Below are 17,722 nucleotides of genomic sequence, written 5' to 3' on the forward strand. Positions count from 1 at the left end.
TGTTGTGCTCGTCACTTGTTCATTCACGCTTTCAAGTCTATTTGGCCAGCAGGATCCGCTGGCCGTTCAGGAAGGAGGCAGGTTGATCGAAAAGGCCGACGGCGGCAGCGGCCAGTTCTTCGACGTCGGTATGTCCGGGGAACCGCCGTTCGGGATGTGCGCGCCTCATGGTTTCGTCCACGAGCGCCTTGACCACGAACACCACGGCGGCACTGTGCTGTCCGCTGGTGTCTGTGTCGACGGACTGGGCGCGCCGGAAGCCATCAGCCACCGCAAGTGTCCAAGCTTCTGCAGCGGCCTTCGCAGCAGCGTAACTGGCTGCGGCCGCGGTTGGGCTGGATACCGCGGTTGACGACACCATGGCGAACCGGCCATGCGGCGACGCTTCGAGTTGGCTGTAGAACACCCTGGTCACGTTCCGCAGCGTGGTAACCGCGCTGTGTTCCAGCTCCTCCCAATCAGCATCCGTCTGGTCTTCGATGCCCTTGGCCCCGCGCCAACCACCGACGAGGTGGATTACTCCGTCGACGCCCCCAAAGCCGCGGTCCGCGATCATCGAAGCCAGCCCACGAACGGATTCCAGGTCGCCGAGATCGCACACGAGGGGAGTCACAGCGTCGCCGGCCTCCCGCGCGGCCGCCTCGATCCGGGTCTGGTCCGAACCAACAGTCAGGACCCGGTGGCCGGCAGTGGACAAGGCCCGGGCGGCAGCGACGCCCGAAGCGCCGCTACCGCCCGTTACCAAAACTGTCAGTGGGGACATCAGGCCGCCGTGGCGCCCGTGATGCCGGTGGTGGATTCGATGACGGGACGCATCTTCTTCTCCAAGGCTTCGTAGAACATGGACAGGGGGAACTCATCGTCCAGGACCTGGTCGGTCAGCCCGCGGGGGGCGCCGTCCAAGGGCAGGGCGTCCGGGCCCTTTGCCCAGACCGAAGCCGGGTGCGGGGTGACGGTGCTTGAGATCAGCTCATAGGCGGCCAGCCAGTGGGCAGCCTTGGGACGATCAATGGAACGCCAGTATAGTTCCTCGATTTTGGCGCCGAGTTCAACGACGACAGCCGCTGCGTCATCCCAGTCGATGGAGAGCTTGCTGTCGGTCCAGTGGAGTACGTGGTGCTGGTGCATCCAGGCGAACAGGAGCTGCCCGCCCAGGCCGTCGTAGTTGCGGACGCGGTTGCCGGTGATGGCGAAGCGGAAGATCCGGTCGAAGATGACTGCGTACTGGACAAGCTTTGCGTGCTTGCGGGCATCGGGGTCGGCGTTCTCGTCCTTTTCGATCAGGACGGATTCGCGGAAGGCGGTCAGGTCGCAGCGCAGTTCTTCAAGGGAGTAGAGGAAGAAGGGCATCCGCTGCTTGATCATGAACGGATCAAACGGAAGGTCGCCGCGCATGTGGGTGCGGTCGTGGATCAGGTCCCACATGACGAACGTTCGCTGGGTGAGCTCCTGGTCCTCGATCAGCTGGGCCGCGTCCTCGGGCAGTTCCAGAGAGGTTGTTTCCGCGGCGGCCTTGAGCACCCGGCGGAAGCGGGCGGCCTCGCGGTCGGCGAAGATGGCTCCCCACGTGAACGTGGGTGTCTCGCGCACCGCCACGGTCTCCGGGAAGAGCACTGCGGAGTTGGTGTCATAGCCGGGGGTGAAGTCAACGAACCGGATGGGGACGAAGAGCTTGTTGGAGTACTCCCCGGCCTCCAGGCCGTCAATGAATTCCGGCCAGATGACCTCGATCAGCACAGCCTCGACCAAGCGGTTGGTGCTGCCGTTCTGCGTGTACATGGGGAAGACCACCAGATGCTGGAGGCCGTCGATGCGCTGCTTCTGTGGTTGGAAAGCCTGGAGGGAATCCAGGAAGTCCGGGACGCCGAAGCCGTTGCCGGCCCAACGCTTGAAGTCCTCCACGAGCAGCGCCAGGTACTGGGCGTCGTGATCGAAGCTGGGGGCGAGGGCCGTGATGGACTTGGTGATGGTGGCTACGAGCCTTGCCGCCTCATCGTGGACAGAGGGATCGGCGATGGATCCGTCCTGCTCCTGGTACCCCTGGAGGGACGTGGCAGCGGCTTTGAGGGCTACCCATTCAGCGTTGTCGGCGGTGACACGCGGGAGGGTGGCGATAGCGGTGGTGGTCATGGTGCTCGGCCCTTTCCGAAGTTGTTATTGCTTCTGGGCCGAGCGTAGCAAGCGAATAGCATCGCTAATTCAAGAATGGACTGAGCATAAGAAACTCTTGCTCATAGCCCCCGAACTTGGACCTTTAGATCCAGTTCGGGGGACACACAGCCGCTTACCGCTCTTCCGGGTCAACCAGACGGAGCGATATGGAGTTGATGCAGAACCGCTGGTCCGTCGGCGTGCCATAACCCTCGCCCTCGAAAACGTGTCCCAGGTGCGAATCACAGTTGGCACACCGTACTTCCACCCGGTCCATGCCCATGGTGCGGTCATGGAGGTACCTGACAGTACCCTCGGCCAACGGCGCCCAGAAGGACGGCCACCCGCAGTGCGAGTCAAACTTCTCCTTGCTGGTGAACAACTCGCTGCCGCAGGCCCGGCACTGGTAGACACCCTCGGTGTGCGTGTCCCAGTACTCGCCCGTATAAGGACGCTCAGTGCCGGCCTGGCGCAGCACGCGGTATTCCTCAGGGGTCAACTCCTCGCGCCACTGGGCATCGCTCTTCTCCAGGGGCACAGAAGGTGTCTTGCTGATGTTTTCAGGAGTGTTCATGTCTTATGCAACGCTCACGAGTCGCCGATAAATCCCGAACCCGCGTACAAGTGGAGCACCGGAAGCCCCAACTGGTCCTGGGCCTTGTTGGCCCAATCCGTGTGGAGCGTGTCAGAGATGGCATGGGGCCGGGTAATGACCACTGCCTGCGCCGCATCCACCTCCCGGACCTTGGCCACCAAGCCGTCGACAGCACCGCCGTCGACGATTTCGCCGGTAACACCGCCACCCAGGCCTTCCAGCGCTGCCAGGGAAGTCGACAACGTCACCGCGGCTTCCGCACGCTCAGCCGCTGGATCCGGTGACTGGGCAGTAAGTTCCCGGAACGCCTTCGCCACATCAAGCAGCGAAAGGTTCTCGAGGAAATCGACCAAAAGGTGGCGCTCAGTATTGGCAGGAACCAGCACTACCAACGGCGCGTCCCCGCCGTCGATCAGTTTGGCGATGTTCACGCGGTCGTCGGGGCCAAGGGGCTCTTCAGTCAAGATAACTATGGGATCACTCATGGCTACAGCGTAGTCCCGGGGAACGGCGTCCGCAGGGTTTCCGCGCCCGATTCGGCCCAACCTTCGCCGCGCGGGCCCAGCCTGCGCCAGCCCACGCCGACTCACGGCAAAATGGAACCATGGCATCAATGACAAGGCCAGCGAGCGACGCTGCTGAGAAAAAACTGTCCCCCCGCACCAAGTGGGCCATTGGAGGTTTTCTTGCGGGCGCCACCATCGCGGGACTTGTCGGCGCCGGTTCCTCTGCGCTCGCCGTCTACTTTGCCCGCCGGGTCATCACGCCCGCCGCACGGCACGAGGACCAGGAAGTCCTGGCCGTCATCCGTGGGGACAATGGCCTGCAGGTCATCCTGGCTGCCACGCCCGACTCGACCATCGACGGCGTCTTCAGCCTGTTCTTCTCAGGTGGAAAGGGACACGCCAGGATAGGCCGGATCGTCTCCTACCTGCCCGCCGAACAGACCGTCCTCCGGGAAGTCGAGGAGGTCTACAGCGGCGATCTTTCGGAAGCACGCCGGGCGTGGTGGAGCGGCGCTACCTACCCCGATCCGTCCGCGATCGGCCTTGCGGCCGAAGATGTTGAGATCGACGTCGACGGCGGGAAGGCGCCTGCGTGGTTGATCCGCGCCGATGCCTCGTCGCCGGCGCCGGTCTGGGCGATCATGGTCCATGGCCGGGGAGCCACCCGGCTCGAAGGTCTCCGGGCAGTCCGCACCGCCCGGGACCTTGGCCTGGACAGCCTGCTTATCTCCTACCGGAACGACGGACTGGCACCTTCCGCCCTGGACGGCCGCTACGGTCTGGGCTCCACGGAATGGCGTGATGTGGAGTCAGCGATCGAATACGCCTTGGAGAACGGCGCACGCGAAGTGGTGCTTTTCGGTTGGTCCATGGGCGGTGCGATCAGCCTGCAGACTGCGGACCTTTCCAAATACCGGCAAGTCATCAGGGCCTTGGTTTTGGATGCTCCGGTGATCAACTGGGTGGACGTCATGGCCCACCACGCCGAAATGAACAGGATCCCCTATACCGTGGGGCGTTACGGGCAACTGATGCTGGGCCATCCCCTGGGACGCAGGCTGACGGGGCTCGCAGCACCCGTGGACCTCAAAGCAATGGACTGGGACAGCCGCGCCGTTGAGTTGCGCACTCCAACGTTGCTGATCCACAGTGTGGACGACGACTACGTTCCTTTCGGGCCCTCGGCCAGTCTCGCCGAAAAGAACCCCAAGATGGTGACATTCGAGCCGTTCCACGGTGCCCGCCACACCAAGGAATGGAACGTCGATCCGGAGCGTTGGGAGCGGCTGGTGCGCTCCTGGCTCCAAGCCCAACTCGCACCCCGGAGGAACCCGGGCCAATCGGGCGAAGCCGGCGGTGCTGCTGCCGCGGGGCCCGCAGCCTGAGGGTCAGTTGCTTCCCGTGCCGATCGGCCCGGTGACGCCGTTGGTGAGCCGGAGCAGGTCCGCAGGAGCAAGCTCTATATCCAGGCCCCGACGGCCACCGGAGACCAGGATGGTGTCAAAAGCCAGGGCTGATTCGTCCAGGACCGTGGGGGAGGGCTGGCGTTGCCCCAGCGGTGATATACCGCCCAGGACGTAGCCAGTGCGGCGTTCAGCAGCTTTGGGATCTGCCATCGCCGCTTTCTTGGACCCGAAGGCCGCAGCTGCGGCCTTCAGGTCCAGGTTCCCGGACACGGGGACAATGGCAACGGCCAACTTGCCTTCCACCTCCACCATCAGCGTCTTGAAGACACGGTCGGGATCAATGCCCAGGACCTCCGCCGCTTCCAGCCCGTAGCTGCTTGCAGCGGGATCATGCGCGTAGGGGTGCAGGACGAAGGGAACGCCGGCCGCAGCGAGTGCTGCTGTTGCCGGCGTTCCCTGTGAAGCCATTTTCCTTGCCATACCGAGTGGCGTTGCCTTTCAGTGTTCCAAACGGCTTGCGGCCGCAACCTTCCGCTTGATGCGGCCGAGCATCGCCGTCATTCCCCGCATCCGCAAGGGCGTGATGGCGCGGGTCAGGCCCAGGAGCTCGGGCATGTCGTCAGGCACCGCAAGGATCTCCTTGGCAGTCAGTCCGTCCAGCCCCTCATGCAGCACCCCTGCGAAACCCCGGGTAGTCGGTGCTTCCGGCGGCGCTTTGAAGAAGAGACGGTATGAACGCTCGCCGTCGGCGTTCTTCTCTGACTCAATCGTCAGGAACAGCGGGGACTGGCATTCCACGACCTGCTCCAGCAGTTCCGGGTGGTCCTTCAGACGCTCCGGCAGCTCAGGCAGGCCTCTGGAGAACTCCAGCAAGAGCTGGAGGCGGTCAGGTTCCGTCAACGCCTGGAAGTCGTCAACAATTTCCGCCAGGGCGGTGGGCAAGGTGTTCGTACTCATCTCTTCCAGCTTACGCACAAAGGTGCTGAGAGCGCGGTACTAGCTGTGGACCAAGGCGGAGGGAACTGTACCCCGTTCGGCTCCCTTGACGATGGGAACCCGCACTGCGTTGCCCCACTCGGTCCACGAGCCGTCGTAGTTGCGCACTGTGCCGAAGCCCAGGAGGTACTTCAGGGCGAACCAGGTGTGGCTGGACCGCTCGCCGATGCGGCAGTACGCCACGACATCGTCGCCCGGCTTCAGCCCCGCCTCGCCCAAGTAGAGGGCCTCAAGTTCTTCGCGGCTGCGGTAGGTGCCGTCTTCCGCAGCGGCCCGTGCCCACGGGATCGATGCTGCTGTGGGAATGTGGCCGCCACGGAGGGCGCCCTCTTCGGGGTAGGCAGGCATGTGGGTGCGCTGGCCGGTGTATTCCTCGGGGGAGCGGACGTCGATCAAGGGGTTGCCCAAATGTGCCAGGACATCCTCCTTGAAGGCCCGGATGGGAGCGTCGTCGCGCTCGACCTCGGGGTATTCGCCCGCAGCAGGCCGGGAGACCTCAGTGGTCAGCTCGCGGCCCTCGGCGATCCATTTGTCGCGTCCGCCATCAAGGAGGCGGACATCCTGGTGACCGAACAACGTGAAGACCCACAGGGCGTAGGCAGCCCACCAGTTGGACTTGTCGCCGTAGATCACCACAGTGCTGTCGCGCGAGATGCCCTTGGAAGCGGCGAGGGCAGCGAAGGCTGCCCCGTCGACGTAGTCCCGGGTGACTTCATCGTTCAGGTCGGTGTGCCAGTCGATCTTGACTGCTCCCGGGATGTGCCCGGTTTCGTACAGCAGGACGTCCTCGTCGGACTCGACCAGCACCAACTTGCCGTCGGCTACAGCGCCGTCAGCAATTGCTGCCGCGAGCCAGTCGGTGGAAACGAGGCGTTCAGGGTTCGCGTAAGAGGCAAACTTTTCGTTTTGTTCAACGGGGTAGGACATGATGGCCTTTCACTGACAACGGACGGAGCCAGGCCGTGGAAGGTGGTGCAGGTGCGGGCCCGGCCTGCTTCAACACTAACCACGGGCTGCGCGGATTGCTTCCCGGCGGTCATACGGTGAAACATGGGCTTGGTCACGTGCCAGTTACCGTGGCGTCCGTTGCCGGTATTCTTGCTGGGGACCCAATGCCGAAGGAACGGACCACCGTGGTAAAGATCGAACAACTGGCTGCCCGCACGCCGGCAGTTTCCGTGGAGGAACTCCTCAAGGGTTTCTACCCGTCTCCCCGGTTCGGAGAGGTGTCGTTCGACAGTTACAGGCCCGATCCTTCCCAGCCAAGCCAGGCCAACGCGGTGAAACTCCTGTCGGCATTTGTCGATGGCGTAGGCAACGGCAATGACGCTGGACTCTTCAAAAAGCTTTTCGCCAAGAAGGCACCGGCCACGAGGGCCGGGATCTACCTCGATGGCGGATTCGGTGTGGGTAAGACCCACCTCCTGGCGTCCCTTTGGCACAGGTCTCCAGGCCCCAAGGCGTTTGGAACGTTCGTGGAATACACCAACCTGGTGGGGGCGTTGTCGTTCCGCAAGACCGTGGAAGCGCTGAGCAACTACAAACTGGTGTGCATCGACGAATTCGAACTCGATGATCCCGGAGACACGGTGCTGATGTCCCGCCTCATGCGGGAACTCGCCGACGCCGGTGTGAAGCTTGCTGCCACGTCGAACACCCTGCCTGGTTCACTGGGCGAAGGCCGCTTCGCCGCCGTCGACTTCCAGCGGGAAATCCAGGTACTCGCGGACCAATTCGACGTCGTCAGGATCGACGGCGAGGACTTCCGCCACCGTGGCCTTCCCGCCGCGCCGGCACCGCTCAAGACCGAAGAACTCAAGCACCGGATGCGGACTGAGTTCGACGGGAAGACCGTGGCGGTGGATGATTTCCGCACCTTGGTCAACCATCTGGCTGCGGTGCACCCCAGCCGGTACCGTCAACTCATTTCCGGCGTGGAGGCCGTGGTGTGGAGCGACGTCGAAACCATTACGGAACAGGCCGTCGCGCTCCGTTTCGTGGTGCTGGCCGACCGGCTCTATGACAAGGATGTGCCCATTCTGGCCAGTGGCGTTCCCTTCGACCAGCTCTTCACCGAAGAGATGATGACGGGCGGATACATGAAGAAGTACTTCCGCGCCGTTTCGCGCCTGACCGCCCTGGCCCGCGAAGCACAAAATCACGAACCTGCCTGAATCAGACCGCTTTTCGGGGTCCGCGGTCCTTCAACACCCAGCGGATAACGATTCCGCCTGCCAAGGCCCAGAACGCTGCGCCGACACCGGCGAAAGCAATTCCTGAAGCTGCCAGCAGGAAAGTGATGCAGGCCGGTATCCTCTCCTCAGCCACTGCCAGCGCAGACGAGATCGAGGCTGCCAAAGTACCCAGCAACGCGAGGCCCGCGACGGCCTCAAGGAGTCCCGGGGGCGCTGCCGCGACAACCGTAACGAGCGCTGCCGACGCCGCCGCGAGGACCAGATACGCCAAACCGGAGACGAAGGCGGCGATCCAGCGCCGGCCGTGATCCTTGCCTGCTTCCTCCCCGGCGGCAAGCGCGGCGCTTAGCGCTGCCAGGTTGATCGCATGGCCGCCGAACGGTGCGCCGGCAATGGTTCCGGCTCCGGTCACCAGCATGGACGGCCGCCACGGGGTGGTGTATCCAAAGGACTTCAAGACAGCTACGCCGGGAATGTTTTGCGACGCCATGGTGACCACGAACAACGGCAGCGCCAAGCCGATGGCAGCCTCCACGGAGAACACCGGCGTTGTCCATTCCAGCCGCGGGAGGAGGCTCTCAGCCGGGATCTGTACGCCCGAGGACATGATGTGGATCCCAATCACCGCCAGTGCCACCAGCAGCGATGCAGGAACGGACCAGCGCGGCGCGAATTTCATCAGCACAATCCAGCACAACAGCACCGGGGCGATCAACGCCGGTGCCGTACCCAGCGACTTGAAGGGTGCAAGGCACAAGGGGAGAAGGACACCTGCGAGCATGGCCTGGGCCAAGGCCGTGGGAATCTTTGCCATCAACCTCCCGAGCAACGGAACCAACCCCGTGAGGACGATCAGCACCCCGACCAACAGGAAGGCCCCCACGGCCGCCGGCCACCCGCCGTCGACCGTTCCTGCGGTCGCAAGGAGCGCCGCACCGGGAGTTGACCACGCGAGGGTCACCGGCATCCTGCTCCGCCAGGACAGCCAGAGGATGCCCAGACCAAAAGTCAGGGTCAGGGCCAGCAATCCGCTGGAGGCTTGTCCTTGATCCGCGCCTACTGCCCTGAGTCCAGCAAGGACGACAGCGAATGATGAAGTGAACCCGACCAAGGCTGTGACGATGCCTGCAGTGATCGGCGGTCCCAGAGCGTCCCGGGTGGCACGACTGTTGGTGGTTGTCGGGGAGGCTGAAGGCATAAGCTCCAAAATACCTGACCTGTTGGCGGCCGTTGCAAACGCCAACAGCACCGGTTAAACGCCAAGGGCACCGGTGGCGCCTCTCGGCGGGACCGGTGCCCCCTTGACGTATCTGGTACGGCGGCTCAGGCAGCTACGGCTGCTTCGGCTCATCCGTGACGGGAGCCTGCTCAGGCTGACCGTCGTTCTTGGCCACGAAGTCGGAAGCGGCGTTCTGGACCTTGTCGACGTGACCGGCGTACTTGCCGCCCGTCTTTTCGTCCACAAAATCCCCGGCCTTTTCGATGCCATTCTTGATGGCTTCTTCGTTGCCTTGAATGAGACCCTGAGCCTTGCCCTTCAGGTCGTCAATTAAACCCACGGGCACCTCCCTTCCATCGCGGAGCCAGTTCGCTCCTCCGCGTCCGACCCTAACACCAGTTCCCTGAGGTGCCAAGGGCTCAAACGCGGCCTGTGGATAACTAGGCCAACGGTTCGTTGGCGACCTTGTGCCGCGGGCTGTCCGGGTTCATCAGGGAATGCTTGCGGCCGTAGGCGAAATAGATCACCAGGCCGATGATGAGCCAGACGCCGAACCGTACCCAGGTTTCCCAGTGGAGCTGGAACATCAGGAACGCCGATGCCAGCACGCCGAAGGCGGGAACAAGGGGCATGAGCGGCAGGCGGAAGGTACGCGCTGCGTTCGGCTTGGTGTACCGGAACACGATCACCGAAACACAGACCACGACGAAGGCTGCCAGGATGCCGATGTTGGTCAGGTCCGCAACTTCCTTGATTGGGAAGACACCAGCCAGGAAGGCCGAGGCGATGCCTGCGATCCACGTGACACGCTGCGGGGTGCCGTGGCGGTCAGTCTTGGCAAACCAGCCGGGCAGCAGCCCGTCGCGGCTCATGGAGAACCAAACGCGGGTGACACCCAGGAGGAACGTCAGCATCACGGTCAGGATGGACAGCACCGCGAACACCGAAATGATGGTGGCGATGACCGGGAGGCCGACGCCGGTGAACGCCGAGGCGAAGCCGGCGGTCGGGTTGATGTCCTTGTAGTTCTGCATTCCTGTAAGGACGAGCGTGGCCGCAACATAGAGCAGCATGGCGATGATCAGCGACAGGATGATGGCCTTGGGCATGTGCTTCTTGCCGTCCTTGGCTTCCTCCGCTGCAGTACTCATGGCGTCGTAACCAAAGACCGCGAAGAAGACGGTCGCGGCACCAGCCACAACGGGGCCGAAACCGCTGGGCATGAACGGGTTGTAGTTCTCGGTGTTCACGTAGAAGATGCCGAGCCCGATGATGAACAGGATCAGGATGACCTTGATGGCCACGGCCACCAGTTCGAATCGGCCGAACGCCTTGGTTCCACGGCTCAGGATCCAGGTCACCAGAAGGCAGACGAGGATGGCGGGAAGATTGATGATGCCGCCCTTGCCTTCATCGGCAGTGGACGTCATCCAGGTTGGCATGTGGATGCCAATGCCGGAGAGGAAGGCGTCGAAGTAGCCGGAAATGCCGATGGCTACCACCGCCACGATGGCGATGTATTCAAGCAGCAAGTCCCAGCCGATGAACCAGCCGATGATTTCGCCCAGCGCAACGTAGCCGTAGGTGTAGGCCGATCCGGCGCGGGGGATCATGCCGGCAAATTCGGCATAGGACAATGCAGCCGCCCCGGAGGCGAGTCCGGCGATCAGGAAGGAAAACAGGACGGCCGGGCCCACGCCCGGGGTGCTGTCGCTGCCGTGGGCTACCAGGCCCGCAAGGGAGAAAATTCCGACGCCGATAATTCCGCCGACGCCGATGGCCGTCAGCTGCCAAAGGCCAAGACTCTTAAAGAGCCCGCTGTGCTTGCTTTCTTCCTCGATATCGTCGATGGGCTTGCGCCTCAGGACGGACTGTGAAGCCGTCTTTACATTCATGGGGGTACTCCTGCCGGTAGGCGTGGAACGGTGATGAGCTCGCAGTACATTATGCGAGCGGAATCACATTAGATAAAGCGACTTCTTCCGAGGGGTATCGGTTACTTCTCATGATGAATTGGGTCGCAGGTAAATGAGGGCATAAAAAAAGCAGCTCCTGGGAGCTGCTTTTCGTGGAGCGGACGACGAGATTCGAACTCGCGACATCCACCTTGGCAAGGTGGTGCTCTACCAGCTGAGCTACGTCCGCACATGTTGCCTGCCAGACTGGGTCTGGCTTTCAACAACAAACAAGTTGCCTTGTTCTGGTGGGCGATACTGGGATCGAACCAGTGACCTCTTCCGTGTCAGGGAAGCGCGCTACCGCTGCGCCAATCGCCCGTTACCGGGTCCTGCAATGAGGAGAGCGGACGACGAGATTCGAACTCGCGACATCCACCTTGGCAAGGTGGTGCTCTACCAGCTGAGCTACGTCCGCACATGTTGCCTGCCAGACCGGGTCCGGCTTTCAACAACAAACAAGTTGCCTTGTTCTGGTGGGCGATACTGGGATCGAACCAGTGACCTCTTCCGTGTCAGGGAAGCGCGCTACCGCTGCGCCAATCGCCCATGCATCCAGCAAAAGCCGGAAGACATGGTTTTCACCGAGGTGGGTACGGGATTCGAACCCGTGTATACGGCTTTGCAGGCCGCTGCCTCGCCTCTCGGCCAACCCACCGTGTAAGCAGGATTCCGGGGAATACTTGCCTTGACAGTGCCTTGCGAGCGGACGACGAGATTCGAACTCGCGACATCCACCTTGGCAAGGTGGTGCTCTACCAGCTGAGCTACGTCCGCAGTGCGGTTCCGACGGGCAACCCTGTAGGCATTCCGTCGCTTTCCGACGAGTAAAAACTCTATAGGAGGTTCCTGCATTCTCCAAATCGGTAGCTTGGATCCGGGTGCGGCGGGCCTTGGTTCCTTGTACTGACGCGGATTCGGGCGAGTTTCACTGCTGTAATTCCACAGCTGTAGTTCACCGGCCTTCGGCAGCCTTCCGCTCGTTTTGCAATCCGGCCCGGGTCCGTTAGTGTTTTCTATGCACCCGGGCGATTGGCGCAGTGGTAGCGCGCTTCGTTCACACCGAAGAGGTCACTGGTTCGAACCCAGTATCGCCCACCAAAAGAAGGCCCCCGGAGATCCGGGGGCCTTTTGGGTTTCTGGACCTTTCCACAAATTCCTGGGAGCTGCGCGGGACTCGTGACCGGGTTTCCTGGTCTGGGATGTATGGCGATTGCCGCAGAGTCGGTATGCGTGCCGGAAGACCCTGTCACGGTGCCGATCGAACAGTACGCCGAATGCTGCACCGTCACCAGTCAGACTCCGCGTCCATAATCCGGCATCGTGAGATTCCAAATTCCCCATAACCTGTAGTGTCCGCAAGATCACAAAGGGTTTCACGATTGCGCAAAAAAATTTTGAACTGATGAATCAGGCGTCCGCTCCAGCAGGCACATGCTTGGCATAAGGATCTTATCGACAGCATCATGAATTGCCTTGCTTCAGCACATACTTAGCATGCAGGAACCTGAGGATGCTGAACAGCTTCGCACCGCGGAGCAACCCCGCCCGCCGTTTGAGGAGCTGGCCCGGAGCGCGCCCGTCCTTGCCGGCAAGCTTGCCCGGCTCTCTCCGGAGCAGCTCCTCAGGATCTTCCCGCCGGAGAATTCTGTCGGTCCTCTATGACAAAGTCTTTATATGACTGCTCCACTGCTTGCCCACGCTACTGACTACGGCCGGATGTATGCCCGCTCCACCACAGAGCAATTCTCCGTGCCATCCATCACGACGGTGATCGGCCAACAGGCCCATGCACTGGACGGTTGGTTCAGCTACATGGGGGCAAGCAGCCTGGCGGCGGATCCTGACCTCCCGGCGATCCTCGGAAGTCCGGCAAAAGTGCGGCAAGCAGTCAATAAGGCATCCAAGGCAGCCGAGGTGTACCGGGACGCGGCTGCGGCGCGTGGTGATCGCGTCCATACATACTGCGAGCAGGTAGCTTTGCGGGCCCTGGGACGCCCGCACCGCATGCAGGAATGCAGGGACGAACTTGCAGCCAACGGTGAGCAGGCGTTTGCGGCCCGCTTCGATGAATGGTGGGAGTTGTACCGGGTGGAGCCGCTGGCGCCCGAAATTACGGTGTGGAACAAGACAGTGGGCTATGCGGGGACGCTGGACCTGGTGGCCAAAATCAATGGACGTATTTGTCTCATTGACTACAAAACCAAGGGCACCACCCGTGACGGAACGGTTAAATCCCTTGACGACAAAGTGGTCATGCAGCTTACGGCCGGGATGAAAGCCGAAGAAAGCCTGGTGGACCCCGTTTCGGGTGAGTGGGAACCCTGGAGGTACGGGGACAATCCCATGTTGCTGGCTGTTGCCATCGGAGAAACCGAGGTGAGGCCCATGCGGGCAAACCCGGAGATTCTCAAGCACCACTGGTGGAAGTTCTGTGCCCTTCGGCGGGTGTGGGAGATGTCGGCGGATGTCACTGCTGCCGGACAAGCCCTGCTGCCGGTTGCGCCACCGGTGTTTACTGCGGCCGGTGCCGCGCCGGCCAACAGCGGCGGTGCCATGACCTCAACTAAACTGGCTTAGGCTCCGCAACGCGAGGGCCGGGTTCGACGATCGTGAGGACAGGCAAAGCATGGCAATTTTGAGTATCCGAATCATCGGGGATCCGGTGCTGCGCACCGTGGCCGACCCCGTCACCGACTTCGGTCCGGAGCTCGCCAAGCTGGTAGCTGACATGACAGAAACCATGGAGGACGTTGAGGGCGCAGGCCTGGCCGCTCCGCAGGTCGGCGTCAGCCAGCGCGTCTTCACTTACCGCATTGGCGGAGTGGAGGGCCACATCATCAATCCGGTCCTGGAAAACAGCGAAGACTTCCAGCCTGACGAGGTAGAGGGTTGCCTCTCGATTCCCGGCCTTGGATTCCCCGTGCGCCGCTACAGGGCCACCCGGGCAACTGGTGTGGACCTGAACGGCAACCCGGTGTCGGTGGAGGCCGAAGGCATGCTGGCACGCTGTTTCCAGCACGAGACCGATCACCTTGACGGCGTGCTGTACACAGACAGGCTGGAAGGGGAGGACCGCAAGGCTGCCCTTCGCGCCATCAGAAACGCCAACTACCACGCCATAACCGAAAAGACGACGTCGAAGCGTGCTAACAGTGTGGGTTCAAGCTTCGGTGGGGGCAGTTTCGGGGTTCCCGAGTGAGGGTACTCTTCGCGGGGACGCCGGCCGTAGCTGTACCGTCGTTGGACGCTTTGGTTAAGGCCGGTTTCGACGTCGTTGCCGTCCTGACCCGCCCGGACGCTCCACTGGGCCGCAAACGCGTCATGACTCCCTCTCCAGTAGCGGCCCGCGCCGGGGAATTGGGCATCGAGGTCATTCGCGCGGCCAAGGTTGACGCCGATACCACGGCCCGCATCGCGGGTTATGCGCCTGATGTGGCCGCCATCGTTGCCTACGGCGGGATTGTTCCGCGCGCTGCCCTGGGCGTCCCCACGCATGGCTGGGTCAATCTGCACTTCTCTTTGTTGCCGGCTTGGCGCGGTGCTGCTCCTGTTCAGCGTTCCATCATTGCCGGAGACGACGTCACTGGCGCCGCAACGTTCCAGCTCGAAGAGGGCCTCGATACCGGGCCCGTGTTTGGAACCCTCACGGAAACTGTCCGGCCGGAAGATACTGCCGGCGATCTCCTTGAGCGGTTGTCCATCAGCGGAGCCGTGCTGCTGAGCCAGACGCTCTCCGCCATCGACGCCGGACAGGCTGCTCCGCAACCGCAGTCAGGAGAGGTGTCATTGGCTCCCAAGCTGACATTGGATGACGGGCGCCTGGACTGGCGGCAGCCGGCGCTGGCACTGAACCGCCGTTCCAGGGGAGTGACCCCGGAACCGGGAGCATGGACAATATTGGAAGGCCAGCGGGTCAAACTGGAACCTGTGACGTTGAGGCCCGGGATCGACGATCTCGCGCCCGGAACCATCCGGGTGGATGGCAAATCCGTACTCGTGGGCACCGGTTCCCACGCCGTAGAGCTTGGCCGGATTCAACCGGCCGGCAAGAAAATGATGTCGCCGGCCGATTGGGCCCGCGGCTTGGCAGCACCTGAGAGAGTGGTATTCGAATGAGTGAGTCCGGCCGTCGAGGCCCCAACAACAGCGGGAGCCGGGACGGCGGCGGGCAGGGCAACCGCGGGGCCAGGGGCGGTAGCCAACGCAACGCCCAAGGCAGGGAGCGGAACAGGGGACCCCAGCGCGGATTCACCAACAATGCGCCGTCGCAGCGTACCCGCCGGGCCGACCCTGCGCGCTTGGTCGCATTCGAGGTACTCCGGGCTGTCGCCTCGGAGGACGCCTACGCCAACCTGGTCCTCCCCGCGAGAATCCGGGAGCACCGCCTGGACCGTCGAGATGCCGGGTTCGCCACCGAGCTGAGCTACGGGGCACTGCGTGGCCAGGGTACCTATGACGCCATTCTGGCCCGTTGTGTTGACCGGCCCCTGGAGCAGCTGGACCCCGCGATCCTGGATGCCCTGCGGATCGGTGCGCACCAGCTACTGTCGATGCGGGTTCCTGCCCATGCCGCGTTGGACCAAACAGTAGGTTTGGCCCGTGCAGTCATTGGCGCCGGTCCATCGGCCCTGATCAACGCGGTACTCCGCAAGGTCACTGCCCACAGCATGGACGAGTGGTTGGATATCCTGCTGGACCAGGAAACCGATGAGACCAAGATCGCTGCCCTCCGCCATGCACACCCTGAGTGGATCGTCCGCGCGCTGCGGCAGTCACTGGTGAACCACGGCAGGCCCAAGGCCGAGATCGACGACCTCCTGGAAGCCGACAACGCGGCGCCGGTGGTCAACCTGGTGGCTCTACCGGGTCTGGGTGACCTGGATGAGGCCTTTGACAACGGAGCCACTCCCGGTGAACTCGTAGAAGGCTCGGCGCTCTCCGCAGGCGGGGACCTTGGCCGCTTCGAATCAGTACGGCGGGGCACCACGCGTGTCCAGGACGTGGGATCCCAGCTTGTTGCACGTGCGTTGGCCGGCGTGGAACTCGGGGAGCGTGCCGCCCATGGCGAGAAATGGCTGGATCTTTGCGCAGGTCCCGGTGGCAAGGCGGCGCTGCTGGCCGCCCTTGCCTATCGCGACGGAGCTACCCTCCTGGCAAACGAGCCGGCACCACACCGGGCCAAGCTTGTCCAACAGGCGCTGTCCGCTGTGCCCACGGAATCCTGGAGTGTGCGCACGGGCGACGGACGCGAAGTCGGCGCCGAGCAGCCAGAAGCTTTTGATCGTGTCCTGGTGGATGTTCCGTGCAGCGGCCTTGGCGCCCTGCGCAGGAGGCCGGAGTCACGTTGGCGTCGCTCGCCCAAGGACATCGGCGATCTCGGTCCGCTGCAGCGGGATCTCCTGAAATCGGCGATCGACGCCGTCAAACCCGGCGGCGTCGTGGCCTACGTGACGTGTTCTCCCCACCCTGCTGAGACCACCGCAGTGGTTGGCGACGTACTCTACAAGCGGGACGACCTCGAATTGCTCGACTCCGGGCAGGCACTCGACCATGTCAGCCTGACCGGAAATCTGGGTGCGGGACATGAGCTCACTGCCCAGCTGTGGCCGCACATCCACCAGACGGATGCCATGTTCATGGCCATTATCCGAAAGAAGCCGTAGCCGCTACATCCCCTGGCTGCGGCGGAACCATTCCTTTCGCTGCAGCCGTACCATGACCCATACCGACCCGAAGGAGCTGCCTTGTCTCAGTGCTGTATCAACCCGAGCATCTTGTCCGCGGACTTCGTCAACCTTGAGGCGGAGTTGCAGAGGATCAGCAACGCCGACGCCGTCCACGTCGACGTCATGGACAACCACTTCGTGCCCAACCTGACGCTCGGATTGCCGGTGGTACAGCGGATTCAGGCCGTAAGCCCTGTTCCGCTGGACGCGCATCTGATGATTTCCGACGTCGACCGCTGGGCGCCTGCCTACGCAGACGCCGGCGTCGCGTCCGTGACGTTCCACGCCGAGGCCGCCATGGCCCCGGTGAAACTGGCCCGTGAACTGCGGGAACGGGGATCCAAAGCAGGCATGGCCTTACGGCCTGCGACACCGGTAGAGCCCTACCTGGACATGCTCAGTGAGTTGGACATGCTGTTGATCATGACGGTGGAGCCCGGCTTCGGCGGGCAATCGTTCCTTGACATCACCCTGCCCAAGATCCGCCGTGCCCGTGCTGCCATCGAGGGTTCGGGCATTGCTGTAGCGATCCAGGTGGACGGCGGCATTACGGAGGAGACCATCGTCCGGGCTGCTGAGGCCGGCGCCAACGTCTTTGTTGCGGGCTCGGCTGTCTACGGTCACGAGGACCCGGCTGCGGCGATCGATCGGCTGCGCGCAGCAGGCCAGGCCGCGACGGCGGCCTAGGCCTTTACGCCGTCACCGGATATTACGAAGATGGCCGGGAATAGCCTGGTCATCGCTCTGGTTATGGCACAATAACAACACACATACGTGCTCCGGGGTCGGTGTAAGTCCGAACCGGCGGTTATAGTCCGCGACCCGCGAGCCACCGATGTCCTGAGCAATCCGGATAGAGGTGGCGGACGGTTGAACCGGTGGAATTCCGGTACCGACAGTTAAAGTCTGGATGGGAGAAGCACGTACAGTCATGCCGTGGGCGTTCCTTCAGTGACGCCCGGCATTGCGC

18 protein-coding genes, 7 tRNA genes and 1 riboswitch are annotated in these 17,722 nt (G+C 62.8%); of the genes, 9 read left to right on the forward strand and 16 right to left on the reverse strand.

Translation table 11 applies throughout. The annotated features are described in order from the left end of the window. Positions 1–37 precede the first annotated feature (37 nt). The 4 genes from ACNAOU_RS09025 to ACNAOU_RS09040 all read right to left on the reverse strand — a co-directional run bounded on the left by ACNAOU_RS09025 (position 38) and on the right by ACNAOU_RS09040 (position 3,231). A complete protein-coding gene (locus ACNAOU_RS09025; RefSeq protein ID WP_422758451.1) occupies positions 38–763 on the reverse strand; it encodes an SDR family oxidoreductase in 726 nt (241 codons plus the stop codon). Beyond that, positions 763–2,130 carry a DUF6421 family protein gene (locus tag ACNAOU_RS09030; protein WP_055977681.1) on the reverse strand — a complete coding sequence of 456 codons (1,368 nt, stop codon included), beginning with the start codon at positions 2,128–2,130 and terminating at the stop codon, positions 763–765. The genes ACNAOU_RS09025 and ACNAOU_RS09030 overlap by 1 nt, the downstream gene beginning before the upstream one ends. A gap of 154 nt (positions 2,131–2,284) precedes the next feature. After that, positions 2,285–2,725, reverse strand: coding sequence for a peptide-methionine (R)-S-oxide reductase MsrB (gene msrB / locus ACNAOU_RS09035; RefSeq protein ID WP_018778665.1), 441 nt, complete (start codon positions 2,723–2,725; stop codon positions 2,285–2,287). 14 nt (positions 2,726–2,739) lie between these two features. Beyond that, positions 2,740–3,231, reverse strand: a complete 492-nt coding sequence (locus ACNAOU_RS09040) for a hypothetical protein (RefSeq protein ID WP_018778664.1) — start codon at positions 3,229–3,231, stop codon at positions 2,740–2,742. A gap of 119 nt (positions 3,232–3,350) precedes the next feature. On the opposite strand from ACNAOU_RS09040, the gene ACNAOU_RS09045 reads away from it, so the two are divergent. Continuing rightward, positions 3,351–4,637, forward strand: a complete 1,287-nt coding sequence (locus ACNAOU_RS09045; RefSeq protein ID WP_422758452.1) for an alpha/beta hydrolase family protein — start codon at positions 3,351–3,353, stop codon at positions 4,635–4,637. Between the two features lie 3 nt (positions 4,638–4,640). Here ACNAOU_RS09045 and ybaK read toward each other — a convergent pair whose 3' ends face one another. The 3 genes from ybaK to ACNAOU_RS09060 are packed head-to-tail and all read right to left on the reverse strand — an operon-like array spanning position 4,641 to position 6,581. Then, positions 4,641–5,138, reverse strand: a complete 498-nt coding sequence (gene ybaK / locus ACNAOU_RS09050) for a Cys-tRNA(Pro) deacylase (protein WP_422758453.1) — start codon at positions 5,136–5,138, stop codon at positions 4,641–4,643. A gap of 18 nt (positions 5,139–5,156) precedes the next feature. Next, positions 5,157–5,615, reverse strand: a complete 459-nt coding sequence (locus tag ACNAOU_RS09055; protein ID WP_018778661.1) for a SufE family protein — start codon at positions 5,613–5,615, stop codon at positions 5,157–5,159. Between the two features lie 39 nt (positions 5,616–5,654). Continuing rightward, the gene (locus tag ACNAOU_RS09060; protein WP_422758454.1) at positions 5,655–6,581 is read right to left on the reverse strand and encodes a sulfurtransferase; all 927 of its coding nucleotides are present in this window, start codon (positions 6,579–6,581) and stop codon (positions 5,655–5,657) included. Positions 6,582–6,787: 206 nt separating this feature from the next. Here ACNAOU_RS09060 and zapE point away from each other — a divergent pair, with 206 nt between their 5' ends. Further along, positions 6,788–7,828, forward strand: a complete 1,041-nt coding sequence (zapE, locus tag ACNAOU_RS09065) for a cell division protein ZapE (RefSeq protein ID WP_422758669.1) — start codon at positions 6,788–6,790, stop codon at positions 7,826–7,828. A 1-nt stretch (position 7,829) separates the two neighbouring features. Here zapE and ACNAOU_RS09070 read toward each other — a convergent pair whose 3' ends face one another. The 9 genes from ACNAOU_RS09070 to ACNAOU_RS09110 all read right to left on the reverse strand — a co-directional run bounded on the left by ACNAOU_RS09070 (position 7,830) and on the right by ACNAOU_RS09110 (position 11,800). Then, positions 7,830–9,047, reverse strand: a complete 1,218-nt coding sequence (locus tag ACNAOU_RS09070; protein WP_039240805.1) for a benzoate/H(+) symporter BenE family transporter — start codon at positions 9,045–9,047, stop codon at positions 7,830–7,832. 133 nt (positions 9,048–9,180) lie between these two features. Beyond that, positions 9,181–9,414, reverse strand: coding sequence for an antitoxin (locus tag ACNAOU_RS09075; protein WP_018778655.1), 234 nt, complete (start codon positions 9,412–9,414; stop codon positions 9,181–9,183). A gap of 94 nt (positions 9,415–9,508) precedes the next feature. Further along, positions 9,509–10,963 (reverse strand): amino acid permease, encoded by a 1,455-nt coding sequence (locus ACNAOU_RS09080; RefSeq protein WP_018778654.1) that lies wholly within the window; start codon positions 10,961–10,963, stop codon positions 9,509–9,511. Positions 10,964–11,137: 174 nt separating this feature from the next. Further along, a tRNA-Gly gene (locus ACNAOU_RS09085) sits at positions 11,138–11,213 on the reverse strand. Between the two features lie 56 nt (positions 11,214–11,269). Next, positions 11,270–11,344: transfer RNA gene (locus ACNAOU_RS09090), tRNA-Val, on the reverse strand. Between the two features lie 24 nt (positions 11,345–11,368). Next, positions 11,369–11,441 (reverse strand) — tRNA-Gly (locus ACNAOU_RS09095). Between the two features lie 56 nt (positions 11,442–11,497). Further along, a tRNA-Val gene (locus ACNAOU_RS09100) sits at positions 11,498–11,572 on the reverse strand. Positions 11,573–11,610: 38 nt separating this feature from the next. Continuing rightward, positions 11,611–11,681, reverse strand: a tRNA-Cys gene (locus ACNAOU_RS09105). Positions 11,682–11,727: 46 nt separating this feature from the next. Beyond that, positions 11,728–11,800, reverse strand: a tRNA-Gly gene (locus tag ACNAOU_RS09110). 249 nt (positions 11,801–12,049) lie between these two features. On the opposite strand from ACNAOU_RS09110, the gene ACNAOU_RS09115 reads away from it, so the two are divergent. The 7 genes from ACNAOU_RS09115 (at position 12,050) to rpe (ending at position 17,439) form a co-directional block, all read left to right on the forward strand. Next, a tRNA-Val gene (locus tag ACNAOU_RS09115) sits at positions 12,050–12,124 on the forward strand. Between the two features lie 396 nt (positions 12,125–12,520). Further along, complete coding sequence (locus ACNAOU_RS09120; protein ID WP_179128352.1) at positions 12,521–12,688, forward strand: hypothetical protein; 168 nt, start codon at positions 12,521–12,523, stop codon at positions 12,686–12,688. Between the two features lie 12 nt (positions 12,689–12,700). Further along, positions 12,701–13,603, forward strand: a complete 903-nt coding sequence (locus tag ACNAOU_RS09125) for a hypothetical protein (RefSeq protein ID WP_039240808.1) — start codon at positions 12,701–12,703, stop codon at positions 13,601–13,603. Positions 13,604–13,652: 49 nt separating this feature from the next. Then, positions 13,653–14,225, forward strand: coding sequence for a peptide deformylase (gene def / locus ACNAOU_RS09130; protein ID WP_018778648.1), 573 nt, complete (start codon positions 13,653–13,655; stop codon positions 14,223–14,225). Further along, positions 14,222–15,142 (forward strand): methionyl-tRNA formyltransferase, encoded by a 921-nt coding sequence (gene fmt, locus ACNAOU_RS09135; protein WP_422758455.1) that lies wholly within the window; start codon positions 14,222–14,224, stop codon positions 15,140–15,142. The genes def and fmt overlap by 4 nt, the downstream gene beginning before the upstream one ends. Next, positions 15,139–16,689: an RsmB/NOP family class I SAM-dependent RNA methyltransferase gene (locus tag ACNAOU_RS09140; protein WP_018778646.1), complete on the forward strand. Its 1,551-nt coding sequence runs from the start codon at positions 15,139–15,141 to the stop codon at positions 16,687–16,689. The genes fmt and ACNAOU_RS09140 overlap by 4 nt, the downstream gene beginning before the upstream one ends. Positions 16,690–16,770: 81 nt before the next feature. Then, positions 16,771–17,439: a ribulose-phosphate 3-epimerase gene (gene rpe / locus ACNAOU_RS09145; protein WP_018778645.1), complete on the forward strand. Its 669-nt coding sequence runs from the start codon at positions 16,771–16,773 to the stop codon at positions 17,437–17,439. Positions 17,440–17,522: 83 nt separating this feature from the next. Next, a riboswitch (FMN riboswitch) is annotated at positions 17,523–17,679 on the forward strand. Positions 17,680–17,722: the final 43 nt, after the last annotated feature.

The organism is Paenarthrobacter sp. C1 (genome assembly GCF_049315185.1).
Lineage (GTDB): Bacteria > Actinomycetota > Actinomycetes > Actinomycetales > Micrococcaceae > Arthrobacter > Arthrobacter nicotinovorans.

Bases quoted from the DNA above. Each gene is read 5' to 3' on its own strand.
- ACNAOU_RS09060 (WP_422758454.1), bottom strand. From the start codon at position 6,581: ATGTCCTACCCCGTTGAACAAAACGAAAAGTTTGCCTCTTACGCGAAC.
- ACNAOU_RS09070 (WP_039240805.1), bottom strand. From the start codon at position 9,047: ATGCCTTCAGCCTCCCCGACAACCACCAACAGTCGTGCCACCCGGGAC.
- ACNAOU_RS09125 (WP_039240808.1), top strand. From the start codon at position 12,701: ATGACTGCTCCACTGCTTGCCCACGCTACTGACTACGGCCGGATGTAT.
- ybaK (WP_422758453.1), bottom strand. From the start codon at position 5,138: ATGGCAAGGAAAATGGCTTCACAGGGAACGCCGGCAACAGCAGCACTC.
- msrB (WP_018778665.1), bottom strand. From the start codon at position 2,725: ATGAACACTCCTGAAAACATCAGCAAGACACCTTCTGTGCCCCTGGAG.
- ACNAOU_RS09140 (WP_018778646.1), top strand. From the start codon at position 15,139: ATGAGTGAGTCCGGCCGTCGAGGCCCCAACAACAGCGGGAGCCGGGAC.
- ACNAOU_RS09045 (WP_422758452.1), top strand. From the start codon at position 3,351: ATGGCATCAATGACAAGGCCAGCGAGCGACGCTGCTGAGAAAAAACTG.
- ACNAOU_RS09120 (WP_179128352.1), top strand. From the start codon at position 12,521: ATGCAGGAACCTGAGGATGCTGAACAGCTTCGCACCGCGGAGCAACCC.
- ACNAOU_RS09080 (WP_018778654.1), bottom strand. From the start codon at position 10,963: ATGAATGTAAAGACGGCTTCACAGTCCGTCCTGAGGCGCAAGCCCATC.
- ACNAOU_RS09040 (WP_018778664.1), bottom strand. From the start codon at position 3,231: ATGAGTGATCCCATAGTTATCTTGACTGAAGAGCCCCTTGGCCCCGAC.
- ACNAOU_RS09055 (WP_018778661.1), bottom strand. From the start codon at position 5,615: ATGAGTACGAACACCTTGCCCACCGCCCTGGCGGAAATTGTTGACGAC.
- ACNAOU_RS09030 (WP_055977681.1), bottom strand. From the start codon at position 2,130: ATGACCACCACCGCTATCGCCACCCTCCCGCGTGTCACCGCCGACAAC.
- ACNAOU_RS09025 (WP_422758451.1), bottom strand. From the start codon at position 763: ATGTCCCCACTGACAGTTTTGGTAACGGGCGGTAGCGGCGCTTCGGGC.
- def (WP_018778648.1), top strand. From the start codon at position 13,653: ATGGCAATTTTGAGTATCCGAATCATCGGGGATCCGGTGCTGCGCACC.